This window comes from Planococcus sp. S3-L1 (assembly GCF_030063085.1).
In the GTDB taxonomy this organism is placed as follows: domain Bacteria; phylum Bacillota; class Bacilli; order Bacillales_A; family Planococcaceae; genus Planococcus; species Planococcus kocurii.
Genome location: NZ_JASISN010000002.1, coordinates 270177 through 284678, shown reverse-complemented (window position 1 = coordinate 284678; position 14502 = coordinate 270177). Strand labels below are relative to the sequence as shown.

The following is a 14502-nucleotide window of genomic DNA, read 5'->3' as shown; positions in this document are numbered from 1 at the left end:
CTCCTTTAACACGAGATTACTCGGTTGTTTCGTCTGTTTGTGTTTCTGAAGTTGAATCTACTTCTAGTTCTTCAACTTCAGGGTTAACCGTTTCTTGTAGTTCTTCTTTTGCTTTGGCTTCTGCGCGAGCAGGATAGTATATTTCAGGTGGATGAAGTTCGATGACTACTGGCTCATTTTCCTTCACCAGTTGGCCTTCTTCAACACTTTGCGTTAAACCATATCCTTGCCCAGCAATTTCTAGCGACAATCCGCTTAAGGATTGATATGCGAGTAGCTCGCGTTTAGACCATCCACTGAAATTAGGCAAAGCCGTTTCCCCAGAAGTTTTTAAAATCACCCGCCCACCTTTTAACACTGTACTCCCAACTTTTGGGTACTGAGAGATAACTTCTCCAGTATTTCCGGTAACAATAACTTCTAGTCCTAATTCTTTCAATTCTTCCGTGGCTTCGGTTACGGACTTGCCTGTATATTCTTCAACAGGCATCGTGGTCGCTTTCGCCATATTTTCTGGCTCAATATTTAAATACTTTAAGCTATTTTCCATGACAGATGTAAAAATCTTGGCGACCGGTACAGAACCATATTCATCGGCCGGTACGTTCGGTTGTTGAACACCAATATAGATCAGTAATTCAGGATCTTCAGCAGGTGCCATACCAAGGAAAGAAAACAAATAATTGTTTCGTCCTTTTAAATAGCCACCGCCTTCTTTTGGAACTTGGGCAGTCCCTGTTTTGCCTGCTATTGTGTAATCTTGCAATGCAAATCCTCGTGCTGATCCTACTTCAGAAGTGACAGTTGAAGCTAAAACTTCTCTAACTTGATCAGCTGTTTCAGCTGAAATGGGTTGTCCGGCTTCTTGCGGTTCACTTTTAACAGTGACTTTTCCTGTGTCGGCATTTTTAATCTGATCAATAACATATGGTTTCATCATAACGCCGTCATTTGCAATTGCCGATGCTGCTTGAATCATCTGAATCGGAGTCACTGTAGACCCTTGTCCGTATGCGGTCGTCAATTTATTGATCGGATATTGATCCAATATTTTTCCAGTTGCCTCTTTCGGTAAGTCAATGCCTGTTTTTTCACCAAAACCAAAAGCATCCACGTAAGTCATAAAGGTATCTGCTCCGAGTCGTTCCAGTAAATATGCCATTGATACGTTAGAGGAGCGTTGGAAACCTTCTAGAAACGAGATAGTTCCCCATCCTTCTCCACTGTTATGGTCACCAATCGTACTGTCCAGTAAGGTGTAAGTCCCTGATTTATAAGTTGCGTCAGGGTCCCATTTGCCTTCTTCGATTGCAGCAGCAAGTGTAAACATCTTCATTGGAGAGCCAGGTTCAATGGTCAATTCGATGCTTTCGTTCAGCCAGTTATCAGATAAACCTTCTCGCGTATTGGGATTAAATGTCGGACGCTGAGACATTGCTAAAATTTCACCTGTTTTTGGATCAGCGATTACAGCGATCATACGTGTCGGATCGTATTCCTCTTGCACACTGGTCATTGCGTCTTCTAAAAAATTCTGCAAGGTTTTATCTAATGTCAGTTGAACATCTGCGCCATTAACTGCTGGAGTAATAACAGATTCATTATTCGGCAAGAGGAATCCCCATTTATCGGTATCGAATTCCATTTTCCCGTTTTTACCGGTTAATACTTCGTTGTGTATCGATTCTAGTCCGATTCTACCGGTTGTTTTTGTTTCACCATCTTCTAACTCTTCTTTCATGGCATAGCCGATTAAATGCGAAGCAAAGACACCGTTAGGATATAGTCGTTTTAAATCTCGAACAAATAAAAGACCTGGAATGTCTGCTTCTTTCATTTCTAGCATCTGTGTATGACTGATTTCACGACCAGCAGAACCGAATTCCACTTGATAACGGTCTTTTTCAATCCCTGTTTTCAAAGTTTCTAAAATGCTTTCTTCCGAAGCATCCAAATACCCCGCCAATTTCTCAGCAGTTTCTTCGGCATCCACTACATGCTGCGGGTCGCTCGCTTTTTGAGTAACCGATTCGTCGAGTACTGCAACCAGTTTATATGTCAATGTGTCTTCAGCAATAATTTCTCCATTACGGTCGATGATACGTCCACGTTCAGCAGTTAACACTTCTTCTTGGCTGTATTTCGCTGCAGCTTTAGCAGCGAGTTCTTGCCCTTCCACTTTACCCGTGGCTTGTATTGTTACAATTCTTGCCAGTAAAAGGAAAAAGAGCCCTGCAAATAACAAAAACAGCAGAAAGGCTCCTCCTTGAAATCGAAACTTTTTTTTCATTGTCCAGGCACTACCTTTACATTTTGCTCATTTAACTTAAGGCCAAGTTCTTTTGCTTTTGACCAAATGCGCTCATAGGAAGATAATTCGCTCACCTGTACCGACAAATCTGTGTTTTGCTTCGTTTTTTCATTGACTGATTGTTCAATTGTTTGAATTTCTTGAGTTGACGCTTGAATCGTTGACTGATTCTGCAAAACCAGCAATGCACACATAATACAAACTGTTATAAAAGTCGAATATAAAATTTTTTCACCTTTAGTAATTAAACTTTTTTTTCTTGCCGGTTGCTGACTCGGATTTTGAGGAGTGGCCGGCTGTTGGATATAAATTTCAGTTCTTGCATTCAGTGCCATCTGAACACGCCCTTACTCGTTTATTTTTTCTGCAATTCGTAATTTAGCGGACCTTGATCGATTATTATGTGCTAGCTCTTCTTCTGAAGGCAGTATAGGTTTTCTAGTAATAAGTTTTAGGATTGGCTCCATTCCCTCTGGAATTACCGGTAAATTCGGCGGCAATTCAGGAAGTGAAGATGCTTCTTTAAATATGGCTTTACACAGTCGATCTTCAAGCGAATGAAAAGTGATTACACTAATTCTTCCACCGATTGAAAGAACATTGACTGCGTCCTGCAGAGAAGTTTCAGCAGCGCCAAGTTCATCGTTCACTGCGATACGAATGGCTTGAAATACACGTTTTGCAGGATGACCGCCTTTGCGACGAGCAAAAGCAGGAATGCCTTCTTTGATGCATTCGACCAATTGGCCAGTTGTTTCAATGGGTTGCTTTTCTCTTGCAGCTTCGATTTTGCGTACGATTTGTTTAGAAAATTTTTCTTCACCATAGCGATGGAAAATTCTTACTAAATCTTCGAAAGACCATTCATTTACTACATGATAAGCGCTAAGTTCAGCACTTTGATCCATTCGCATATCCAGAGGCGCATCATTATGGTAACTAAAGCCTCGCTCTGGTGTATCCAATTGAGGAGAAGAGACGCCTAAGTCATAAAGTATGCCATCGACTTTTTCCACTCCACGCATTTCCAATTCTTCTTTTAAAAACTTAAAGTTGGCATGGATAAAGGTGATTCTATGTAAATAATCTTGTAGTTTTTCTTTTGCATGAGCTATTGCCGTTGCGTCTTGATCGAAACAATATAAATGACCTTGGTCAGATAATTGCTGAACCAAATATTCGCTGTGTCCTGCTCCGCCCAGCGTACAATCCACATATATGCCATCAGGACGAACGTTCAGACCATCGACAGTTTCATGCAGTAAAACCGTGGTGTGATTGAACAATCCATTCCCCCCGTTCACTTTTTAAAAGTCAAAATCAGTTAAATTTTCCGCGATTTCATTAAAGGAATCTTCGGATTCTGCAAAATAGCTTTCCCATGAATCTTTTGCCCATATTTCAAAACGATTGGAGACACCTAAGATAATGCATTCTTTTTCAAGTTTAGCATGAGAAATTAAGGTTGTCGGTATATTGACGCGTCCTTGCTTATCAAGTTCCAATTCTGTAGCGCCTGAGAAAAAGAACCTTGTAAAAGCACGAGCGTCTTTTTTAGTGACTGGCAACTCTTTAAGCTTTTCTTCAATTTTCTGCCATTCGTTCATCGTGTAGCCAAATAAGCATTGATCCAGGCCGCGGGTGATGACAAAACTGTCACCTAACTGTTCACGAAACTTGGCTGGCACAATTAGCCGTCCCTTTGCATCAACGCTATGTTGATATTCGCCCATGAACATACCCTTCACCCCACTTATTGTAATAAATGTACCACAATCCCCCACTTGTCACCACTTGTTTTTGAAATATTTCAAGTTTGTTACAGGAAAATATCTCAACAAGTTATTTTGACATAAAAAAAGCCTACATATGCAGGCTTTTTTAGTCAAATATAAATAATCTTATGATTTTTGTCATAACAGAGCGGAAGTGCTAAAAGGTCTTTCACAAGCCCAGTTCCATACTGATTCATGTAAACAAATGGACTGTACACGCGTTCTTGAAATCCACCGTTAGGTAATAGTTCGTTTTCAATAGCGGCATAATGACCAAATTCAATACTGTTTTGAAGTATCACTTCATCTTGCAGTTTATGCTTCAAGAAATTTATTTGTTTACTGTGCAACTGTAAATTCTTTTCAACGATTGGGGTCAATCCTTTACTGATTGAAGAAAACTGTTGATTGATTTTATTGTACATTTCGTCAACCTGTTGCTGAAGTTCGCCAATTAACGCTTCTGCTTTTTGCTCACGAATCGATCCCATCAAATTATTTCTCATCACAGTAATTTGACGATCGCTGACGACAGCATCAAAGTCCAATTCGTATTTCTCCAGCAAACGCTGTGTTTGACGATTTATCAAGGTTAAACTCAAGCGCGGCATAATGACTGGTAGTTCCATATTAAACAATGCAAAAGCGTCTTTTAAGGCCGCCCAATAAGCGATTTCACCAGGTCCTGCGACAAAAGCCAAAACTGGAAAGACCATTTCCTGCATCAATGGGCGCGTTACGACGTTATTGCTTAAAAGTTCTGGATTGTGTTGAGCAATTTCCAAAAGCTGCTGTTGAGTATAGCGGATGGCTCCATTATTTGCGACAAACTCTTGATTTTGACGTTCTAGTAGTAGACGCTCTCCTTTTACCGTAATAAACAGATTGGCTGCCGTTTTTTCTGTTCCAATTACTGCACTGTAACCATCTTGTACCAATGATTGTTCTGCTGCTGTAACCGATTCCGTAATTTCAGCTGCCTGTTCAATCATTTTTATAAAGTAAGGAGATTCGTATTTGCGTAGTTCTTCATTTGCAGCATCAATATAAAGCAAGCCTTCCTCTTGGAAGAAATAGCGAAGAAGCGACGCAAAAAAGTCGGTAAAGGAAATAGACTGCTCTAATAACCCAAAAGCCAAATCATGAATTTCTTTAGAATGCTCAGTTTCGGGCATGCTGCGAAAATACTCTTCTAAAAAAGAAGCAGTTTTAGATTTATTAAGCTTTGCAGCAGACGCTGAGCTTTTGCCATATTCAGCGTGTGGGATATTCAATTTGTCCACTCGCCCACTGACTTCCCGGTACAGATGACTAATTTCAGCCAAGTCGTGATCTTCACCAGCAATCCAAAATAACGGCACTACAGGTGTCTCTAATTGGTGTGAAGCTTGCTTTGCTAACATGATGACCGATATCGCTTTATGTATCGTATATAAAGGTCCTGTTAAAATACCTGCTTGTTGTCCTGTGACCACTACTGGTGCACCGGCTTCAAAATACTCTACGTTGTGTTCTGCTGCTTTAGACATTTCACTGCGTCCCATATAAGCTCGCATAATGCCTGCTAGTTTCTGGCGATCAACAGAATGATTTTGCAGTTTTTTCAATCTTTCAGGAAATGATGCCATCTGCGGATCGTATGAAAAATAATGGCGGATTGACGATTGCCCATTTATATAATCACTCATTAGTTTACTCGTTGGCTCTACGTATTGTTCCTCTACCTTCATAAAAAAAAGTCCCCTTTTCCCTTTACATTCAAATCTACTATAGCAAACGCATCACTTAAAGAAAAAAAATACGCTTGCTAAATTGATTTAACAATAACTGTCACTAGGCCAATTAGCCATACGACCGCGTAAAGAGAAGCTAGCAGCAAAAAGTACGTTCTCCATAGCTTTCGAAAAAACGGAATGATTTCAATTTCCTTAGCAGTTCTCCATTCAATGATTAAAAGAATAATGGCCAATACCAGCGCCACAAAATAAATATACGCAGAGATAGAATATCCCCATAAAATTTCTACACAAGCCGGCACGGAAAAAAACAAGACAAATGTTGTTATATCCGATGCTAAGCCTAACGCTTTTCTTTTTCTTCTTTTCAGTGAAAGAAAATAAATAACAGCGAAAAGGAGAAAAGGAATATAAAGAAAAACAGTTCCAATTGTAGATATTATCGTCATTTTGCTACCTCAACTGTTTTCAAAAGATGATATAAAGATTTAAAGAGTGGCAATTCCAACTTCGTCCGATTTAACACATACAGCATCAATCCCTCAACCTCCATTGGATCACCCGCTAGACGGTCTGCCAGCATTCGTGATATAGCATTAGGCTCTGCCGCACACGAAGCTGCTACAAGTTCAATAGGTTGTAGCGATTCAATTTCTGGAAATGCGAGATAAAGTTCATTATATAGATTTCTAAACAACTCATAAGCATGAGGATTAGTAACCAGCTCACCGTTTTGAATTTTCATCATAGCTGTTAGTGGATCGATTAAACTGGCAAGCAACACATTTTCAAATAGCTGCGCTTCCACACGTTCTACCCAAATAGCTTTCCAACTCGCCGCCTTTAGAAGACCTTGGAATTCCTCCACGTGACCTTTGACTAATCCGAACGTCACTTGTGGAGTTTTGTCAAAGTGAATTTCAGTGTCACTCAATTTGACACAATCCGTTTCCAGAATTGCTGCTGCAATATGGCGATGTGATAAAGTTTTCGCTTTTTCTAAAAACAGCATTCCTTGTTGCAGAAAAATAATTTTATTGCTTGCACACCGAATTTTCAACAATCTTACTATCGGTGACAGCTCTTCGTAAGTGCTTGTCAACACAACAAAAGCATCCGAATCGATGTGCTCGAGATCCGCATAAGCGGTCAGTTGCTGACGATTTTCACCATGTATAATTCCGTTCTCATTAATCAACGCCACTTGTTCTTGCTGTTGCGAAATCACTTGCACTTCATGACCGGCTTTTTTTAATAGATAAGCCGTCAACAATCCGGTGACTCCAGCTCCAATAATTGCAAATTTCATAAAATCACTCCTTACAGTGCCAAAAATTTTCTTAAAAAAGAAGCCTGCCCATATTAGGCAGACTTCCAATAATAGTTTTTATTATACAGGATAAATCGGATGTTTTCGATATGGCAACGGCAAATCTTTTGTTTCGTAAAAAGATAGACGCTGTGAAAGGACTGAACGCAATTGATAAGGTGCCACAATTTCGTCGATAATCATTTCAGATGCCAAGCGATAAATATCGATTTCTTCTTTGTATTCTTGGTGTTTTTCTTGAACGTACTTAAGTCGTTCTTTTGGATCTTCAATGGCTTCAATTTTATTTGAATAAACAGCATTAACAGCCGCTTCCGGACCCATCACTGCAATTTGCGCTGTTGGCAATGCGATACAAACGTCCGGCTCGAATGCAGGGCCTGCCATCGCGTAAAGACCAGCTCCGTATGCTTTTCGCACAATAACTGAAATTTTCGGTACAGTTGCAGAACTCATCGCAGCGATAAACTTCGCGCCGTGGCGAATAATACCGGCACGTTCTACTTTCGTTCCAATCATAAAGCCAGGAACATCAGCGAGGAACAGTAATGGAATCGAGAACGCGTCACAAAGATTGATAAATTTAGCGCCTTTATCAGCTGAATCACCGAATAATACGCCACCTTTTACTTTTGGCTGGTTAGCCAGAATGCCGACAACCTGACCGTCAATTCGCGCGATACCAGTAATCAATTCACCGGCAAATAATTTTTTAATATCAAAAAAGCTACCTTCATCGACTACTTGATCAATCAGTTCATACATATCAAATGGCGCATTTTGGTTTTCTGGGATGATTGCTTCTAGCGATCGCCCTGCTTTCGCTGCTTTAGCCGCAATTTTTTCAGGCTTGATGGCAAAGTTTGATGGAAAGTTCGTCAAGTAGCGACGCGCTTCTGAAATGGCTTCTTCTTCAGTTGTCACTAAAACATCGCCCACACCACTAACCGTACAGTGCATACGGGCGCCACCCATTTCTTCAAGCGACACTTTTTCACCGATAACTTTTTCCGCCATGCGCGGTGATCCTAAGTACATAGAGGCGTTGCCTTCAACCATAATGACGATGTCACAGAAAGCCGGAATATAGGCGCCACCCGCAGCAGATGGTCCAAATAGTAGACATACTTGTGGAACCATGCCGGACATCCTTACTTGGTTATGGAATATTTTACCTGCACCGCGGCGGTTTGGGAACATGTCCAGTTGATCTGTAATACGCGCACCCGCAGAATCCACTAAGTACAGCATCGGTACTTGCATTTTTTCTGCTGTTTCTTGAATGCGAATAATTTTTTCAACAGTGCGTGAACCCCAAGAACCTGCCTTTACAGTAGAATCATTCGCCATCACACAAACTGTTTCGCCGTTTACTTTACCGATAGCTGTGACAACGCCATCAGCTGGCAAGTCAGCCGCCTCTACATTAGCAAAACGCCCATCTTCCGCGTAGTTTTCATCATCAAATAATAATTTCAGCCGATCACGGACAAAGAGTTTATTGCTTTCTTTCATTTTGTCGTGATATTTTTGCTGCCCCCCAGCAAAAATCTTTGAAAGTTTTTGTTCTAGACGTTCGTTATATCCTGTTGTTTCAGTCGTTTTTGTCATTTCGTTGTCCCCTTTGCTTTACCGATTATTCTCCGACAGTCATCAGTACGTCGCCTTCATTAACAAAGCTGCCGACTTCCACATGAATTTTCTCCACTTTGCCGCCAACTTCAGCTTCTACTGGAATTTCCATTTTCATCGATTCGATTGTTAAAACCGCCTGCCCTGCTGTTACTGCCTGTCCTTCAGCTGCTAATATGTTTAATACCGTTCCTGCCATTGACGCTTTTAGTTCTTTCATAATGTGTGTTCCTCCTTTGTTTTTTCCATCCATTCCGGTAATACTGCCGTTGCATAATTGCCTGAGACAAATTGTTCTGATCCAATAAATTCCTTAAATAAAGGAATATTGGTTTTTACGCCATTAATTGTAACACGATTAAAAAAAGTTTGTGATTTTGATAATGCATCTGCACGATCACTACCATGTATGATGATTTTCGAAATCATTGGGTCGTAAAAAGGAGTTACTTGATTGCCTTCTTCATAGCCAGTCTCAATTCGTGCGCCTTCCCCCCACTGGAGTTTTTCAAGCTTTCCAGGAGACGGGAAAAAAGTTTTAGGATCTTCTGCGTAAACCCGGTATTCAATAGCGTGTCCCTTCGTTTGGATCTTGTCTTGAGAAGGTAGTTTGCCCCCGTCAGCTACAGTCAGTTGCCACTCAACTAAATCTAGCCCCGTAACTTCTTCAGTAACCGGATGTTCTACTTGAAGACGCGTGTTCATTTCAAGAAAATAAAATTCATTATTAGAATCGACGATAAATTCGACGGTTCCAGCATTCGTATAATTCACGGCTTTTCCTGCTTGTAATGCAGCGGCGCAAAGACGTTCACGAACATCCAGTGGCAAATTGGGCGAAGGCGATTCTTCAATCACTTTCTGGTTGCGGCGCTGAACTGAACAATTTCGTTCATATAAATGAACGAGATTGCCGTGATGATCCCCAAAAATTTGTACTTCGATGTGACGCGCATCCGCGATAAACTTCTCCAGATACACAACGTCATCTCCAAAATAAGCTTTGGCGCGATTTTTTACCGAGTCGAATTGTTGAGTGAGCGCTTGCTCATTTTCACAGCGAACCATGCCAATACCACCACCACCTGCACTTGCTTTTAACATTAATGGATAACCAATCTCCACCGCTTGTTGCAAAGCTTCTTCAAGCGTCGTCACGCCTTCTTCAGTTCCTGGAACAACCGGTACTCCTGCTTGAATCATCGTTCTACGAGATTCGATCTTATCACCCATTTTTTCGATGATGTCGCTTGAAGGGCCGATAAAAATCATTCCGGCTCGCGCCACTTTGCGTGCAAAATCGGCATTTTCCGACAGCAGACCATATCCCGGATGGATAGCATCAACTCCACGTTTTTTAGCTTCTTCAATAATTTTGTCGATTTGTAAATAAGACTGTACGACCGGATTTGGACCGATCAGTACAGCTTCAGTCGCTTCACTGACGTAAGGCAGATCCCCATCTGCTTCAGAGTGAATAGCGACTGTCTCGATTCCAAGGCGATTGCATGTCCGAATAATTCGACGTGCGATTTCTGCCCGGTTCGCGATTAGGATTTTCTTCATATTTGAAATACCCCCTATGTTTTCTCCCTTCTATAGCATATACGAATTTTGTAAGCGATTTCAACTATTCGTTGAAATATTTCTTTTATTTTGTTTAAAACCGCTTTACTCATTTGGTAGTTGAATAAAAAAAGAAACCCTCTCAAAAAGGATTTCATTTTTTTGTTTTATTGAGAAAGCGGTCGACTGCTTCGTGATGTGCATCTCGTTCCCACAACACAGCACATCTTCTAACCTCTTGTTCGACCCGTTCAGCTAAATCTGTTTTTTGCCATTTGCGAATGGCTATTTCTTTATAAGCCCGGTGCACGTCCGGATGAATTTTTTTCATCTGACTAAAAAATGCCTCAACATCTTGCTCGTCATCAACAATCACCGATGCCCAGCCAAATTCTTTCAGTTCACTAGCCGTGTATACGTTTGCTTCACTGAGCATTTTTAATGCTTGATCGTGCTGCAAGTTTTCCAATAGATAAGTTCCGCCACCCCAACCACTCGTAATAGCGAGCGTGCCTTGTATGAAGCCACATTTCGCATGACTCCACACAAGCCTATAATCGCATGCTGTGGCAATTTCACAGCCACCCCCAACAGCAGTGCCATTAACGACCGCAACTACCGGCACAGGCAACGTTTTGATTGAATACAGCACATCACTCATCCGCTTTAACATGCGATAGGACTGCTCTTCAGTTCGCAAGGTATGAAACACTGACAAATCACCACCTGAACAAAAAGCCTGTTTACCAGAAGCTGTAATAACGACCATCTGGACACTTGCTTGTTGCGCTTTAACGACTAATTCTTCAAGTCCTGCTGTCACTTCATTGTTCACTGCATTGCGTATATGGGGCCGATCAATGGTAAACGTCATGATGCCATCCGTCAGGTCGATCGTATAAGACACAAAAATCCCTCTCTTCATCCCGTTTTCATATAGGAGTTTCGCACTTATTTATGTATAGAGAAAAAGGCTATCGAGAGCCATGGCCTCTCAATAACCTTTCAGCAACAAATACTGTTTTATTTGCTTGCTACTACTTCTTTCCCTTTGTATGATCCACATGCTTTGCAGACGTGGTGAGCCAATTTACTTTCGCCACAGCTTGGGCAAATTACCATGCCCGGCACTGACAATTTAAAATGTGTACGGCGCTTTCTTTTAGCGGTTTTGGACGTTCTTCTAGCTGGTACAGCCATTGGTGACACCTCCTTACACTAATTCTATTCATCTGACTGATCAAAATACTTTGCTAAATCAGCAAGTCTTGGATCCGGTTTTGGTGGTGCCGCTTCTTTCTCTGCTTCGTACTCTTCGTCTGTTGAATACGACCAATCATTTCCGCCTTTTATAACAGACTGATCAGCGTCTTCCTTAAACACTTGAATCGGAATCTCCAGCAAAACAAGTTCCTCTAGTAGTGGCTGAAGGTTTATAACTTCAGTTTCTACAAAGTGAACATCACTAAGCTTGTCTTCTTGACCTTTTCCAGACCAATCAAAGACTTCAACCGTATCAACGTTTATCGGAAACTCAACATCCTCCCAAGTTCTAGCACAAGGTAGCGTAAGCATACCTTCGAGATGGAGTTGGCACGTTAATTGTTGCGAACCAATTGTGCAATGTCCTGTAACATGTACAGGTGAAATTTCCCGAATATCGCTATTCCGTAATTTCACTGCATCCAAATGAACCATTTGGTCAATTGGCAGTCCGTCTTTGCGATGCTTTTGAAGCTGTTGAATCGCTATTTTCATAAGTAATCACCTCAAGACAACAAAGTTGATTATATAATGCACAGAAAAAGATGTCAAGAAAAAATCTTGTCACTCTATTTCAAACATCGGTATACTGGAGTTAATTCTACCAAAGAGGTGAACAAATTGAAAGCTGTAGGAATTATTGTTGAATACAACCCTTTCCACAACGGACATCGCCACCATGCTGAACAAGCACGCATAGCGTCTGGTGCCGACCTCGTCATTGCGGTCATGAGTGGCCAGTTTTTGCAACGCGGTGAACCCGCATTTACGGACAAATGGAAACGGACACAAATGGCGTTAGATGCGGGTATCGATTTGGTAATTGAACTTCCTTACGTTTATGCTACGGCACAAGCTGCCGATTTCGCGAAAGGCGGAATTGCATTACTTGACGCAATCGGCTGTGACTCTTTTTGTTTTGGCAGCGAACAAGGAACGATTGACCCTTTTTTGAATTCTTTGCAGTTATTGACTGAGCAGTCCGACAACTATCAACAACTTATCCATGACGCTATTCAAACTGGCATTAGCTACCCAAAAGCCTTGAACAATTCCTACTTAACTTTGACAGGCAAGCAACCGAATTTTGCGAATTTAACGCAACCCAATAATATTTTAGGGTTTCATTACCTAGAAGCTGCTCAAAATTTGGGTTCCTCTATGAAACCGTTGACCATTCAACGGATTGGTGCAAATTATCACGACTCAATAGAAACAGGTCTGCCGATTGCCAGTGCTACTGGAATTCGTGAAGCTTTTTTTAAGGGAGATTCGGTTGATGAACTATCCACTTATATGCCTGAATCTTCAATTGCCTTATTAAAAAAAGCGCAAGACGAATATAGCTGCTTTGGCAGCTGGGAGCAATTCTACCCTTTGCTGCGGTTTACTATTTTGCGTTCAGGCCCTGAACAAATAAAACACTGCGCTGAAGTAACAGAAGGTATTGAAAATCTAATTTACCAGTCGGCAAAAACAGCCGACAACTTTGAATCCTTTATTTCACTAGTCAAATCAAAACGTTTTACGCGAACTCGGATTCAACGTATGTTAACGCACATCTATACAGGCTTCACGTGGTCTATGCTAAGGTCTTTTGACTCTCCCACTTATGTTAGGCTTCTCGGTATGTCTAACAGCGGAAAACACTATTTAAACCACAAAAAAAAGAACATCACGCTTCCCCTCATAAGTCGCGCAGCTGATCTGGGCGACCCAATGGGAAAACTTGATATTCACGCCACCACCATGTATTTACAAGGCATGGGCTCAGTTCATCTAAAAAAAGAGTTTACGACTCCCCCAATTTACCGGGGCTGAAGCTCCTCTAAATAAGCTAACGCATCTTCAACTGTTTCGACTGGAACAATCTTCATTGGTGTTCCAATTTTCTCAGCGGTTTCAACAGCCGTTTGGTAATTGCTGTCACCACCACCCTCAACTGGTTCACTCGGTGCAAAGAAAATGTCAATGTCTGCAGAGTCGGCTGCCATAATTTTTTGGTCGATGCCACCGATTCTACCGACTGAACCATCACTTTCCATTGTACCGGTACCAGCAATGTTAAAGCCTTTCGTAATGTCTTCATCCACCAATTGGTTGAGGATTTCAAGCGTAAACATTAGTCCCGCTGACGGTCCGCCTATCGTATCGGAATCAATTTCTACTTCAGGCGTCGTTTCAATGCTTTTATCTTCAACAAAAGAAATGCCTAAACCCACTCGTTTTGTGTCTGAAGGCAATGGGGCTAACTGGATGTCTGTACTAATTTCGCGGTCTTTGCGTTTGTAGAGAACTTCCACGCTGTCCCCAACCCTCTTGTCGCTTAAGTAATCGATAAATTGCTGCATTTCGGTAAATTTATTGCCATCCACCTCAAGCACACGATCACCTGGTGATAAGACGCCGTCTGCAGCCCCTCCCATCAGAACACTCAAGACAAAGACACCATTATTGCTAATTTCGTAAGGAAGTTCTGCTTGCTCAAATGCAATTTGCAGCGCATTCACTTGTGAATCAGACATTAGTTTTAACTGGCGTACATTGTATTCTTCGTCGCTCTCATGAGGGCTTCTTACTTGTTCAGGCTGAAGAACTTTATAACCATCTCGAACTTTCGCCCATACGTAAAGTGCCGGTGTAGCCGTCAGCATCGAGACCGTCATTAAGCTGAGACTGCCCTCATCGTCTTCATCTCCTCCGGCAACTTCGACTAGCGGTGACAACTCGTAGGCCCCGCCTGGTCTCGTTACATAAGCATCTAGTTGATAGGAAGAAAGAAAAATCACCAGTGCTATGACGAGAACAAAAATGAATAATCGTTTATTTTTCATCAAATTCTTCCCTTCTTTAACCAGCATCTTGCGCTTTGTCAAATCTACAAAAAAA

15 protein-coding genes are annotated in these 14502 nt (G+C 41.5%); 1 reads left to right on the top strand and 14 read right to left on the bottom strand.

What is annotated here, in order from left to right; all coding sequences use genetic code 11:
- Positions 1 to 16: 16 nt before the first annotated feature.
- From QMF37_RS03480 to QMF37_RS03420, 13 genes are all read right to left on the bottom strand, one after another.
- A complete protein-coding gene (locus QMF37_RS03480; RefSeq protein ID WP_071153614.1) occupies positions 17 to 2290 on the bottom strand; it encodes a penicillin-binding transpeptidase domain-containing protein in 2274 nt (757 codons plus the stop codon).
- On the bottom strand, positions 2287 to 2646 hold the full coding sequence (ftsL, locus tag QMF37_RS03475) for a cell division protein FtsL (RefSeq protein WP_058384867.1): 360 nt from the start codon (positions 2644 to 2646) through the stop codon (positions 2287 to 2289). The genes QMF37_RS03480 and ftsL overlap by 4 nt, the downstream gene beginning before the upstream one ends.
- Before the next feature lie 12 nt (positions 2647 to 2658).
- Positions 2659 to 3597 (bottom strand): 16S rRNA (cytosine(1402)-N(4))-methyltransferase RsmH, encoded by a 939-nt coding sequence (gene rsmH / locus QMF37_RS03470; protein ID WP_058384866.1) that lies wholly within the window; start codon positions 3595 to 3597, stop codon positions 2659 to 2661.
- A 21-nt stretch (positions 3598 to 3618) separates the two neighbouring features.
- Entirely contained in the window at positions 3619 to 4050 is a 432-nt protein-coding gene (gene mraZ, locus QMF37_RS03465; RefSeq protein ID WP_283476577.1) for a division/cell wall cluster transcriptional repressor MraZ, read from the bottom strand.
- 146 nt (positions 4051 to 4196) lie between these two features.
- Complete coding sequence (bshC, locus tag QMF37_RS03460) at positions 4197 to 5816, bottom strand: bacillithiol biosynthesis cysteine-adding enzyme BshC (protein WP_071153612.1); 1620 nt, start codon at positions 5814 to 5816, stop codon at positions 4197 to 4199.
- A gap of 77 nt (positions 5817 to 5893) precedes the next feature.
- Positions 5894 to 6271 (bottom strand): DUF3397 family protein, encoded by a 378-nt coding sequence (locus QMF37_RS03455; protein WP_058384863.1) that lies wholly within the window; start codon positions 6269 to 6271, stop codon positions 5894 to 5896.
- The gene (locus tag QMF37_RS03450) at positions 6268 to 7131 is read right to left on the bottom strand and encodes a ketopantoate reductase family protein (protein WP_071153610.1); all 864 of its coding nucleotides are present in this window, start codon (positions 7129 to 7131) and stop codon (positions 6268 to 6270) included. The genes QMF37_RS03455 and QMF37_RS03450 overlap by 4 nt, the downstream gene beginning before the upstream one ends.
- Positions 7132 to 7212: 81 nt before the next feature.
- Entirely contained in the window at positions 7213 to 8763 is a 1551-nt protein-coding gene (locus QMF37_RS03445) for an acyl-CoA carboxylase subunit beta (protein WP_078080573.1), read from the bottom strand.
- A 25-nt stretch (positions 8764 to 8788) separates the two neighbouring features.
- Positions 8789 to 9004 carry a biotin/lipoyl-containing protein gene (locus tag QMF37_RS03440; RefSeq protein ID WP_058384860.1) on the bottom strand — a complete coding sequence of 72 codons (216 nt, stop codon included), beginning with the start codon at positions 9002 to 9004 and terminating at the stop codon, positions 8789 to 8791.
- Complete coding sequence (locus QMF37_RS03435) at positions 9001 to 10350, bottom strand: acetyl-CoA carboxylase biotin carboxylase subunit (RefSeq protein ID WP_071153609.1); 1350 nt, start codon at positions 10348 to 10350, stop codon at positions 9001 to 9003. The genes QMF37_RS03440 and QMF37_RS03435 overlap by 4 nt, the downstream gene beginning before the upstream one ends.
- Before the next feature lie 154 nt (positions 10351 to 10504).
- Positions 10505 to 11257: an enoyl-CoA hydratase/isomerase family protein gene (locus tag QMF37_RS03430; RefSeq protein WP_078080574.1), complete on the bottom strand. Its 753-nt coding sequence runs from the start codon at positions 11255 to 11257 to the stop codon at positions 10505 to 10507.
- 116 nt (positions 11258 to 11373) lie between these two features.
- On the bottom strand, positions 11374 to 11550 hold the full coding sequence (gene rpmF, locus QMF37_RS03425; RefSeq protein WP_006828847.1) for a 50S ribosomal protein L32: 177 nt from the start codon (positions 11548 to 11550) through the stop codon (positions 11374 to 11376).
- 24 nt (positions 11551 to 11574) lie between these two features.
- Entirely contained in the window at positions 11575 to 12108 is a 534-nt protein-coding gene (locus QMF37_RS03420) for a YceD family protein (RefSeq protein ID WP_058384857.1), read from the bottom strand.
- 126 nt (positions 12109 to 12234) lie between these two features.
- Between QMF37_RS03420 and QMF37_RS03415 the strand changes: the two genes are divergently transcribed.
- Positions 12235 to 13434, top strand: a complete 1200-nt coding sequence (locus QMF37_RS03415; protein WP_283476565.1) for a nucleotidyltransferase — start codon at positions 12235 to 12237, stop codon at positions 13432 to 13434.
- Here the strand turns inward: QMF37_RS03415 and QMF37_RS03410 are convergent.
- Entirely contained in the window at positions 13422 to 14447 is a 1026-nt protein-coding gene (locus tag QMF37_RS03410; RefSeq protein WP_078080576.1) for a SepM family pheromone-processing serine protease, read from the bottom strand. The two genes, QMF37_RS03415 and QMF37_RS03410, sit on opposite strands and share 13 nt — an antisense overlap.
- Between the last annotated feature and the right edge of the window lie 55 nt (positions 14448 to 14502).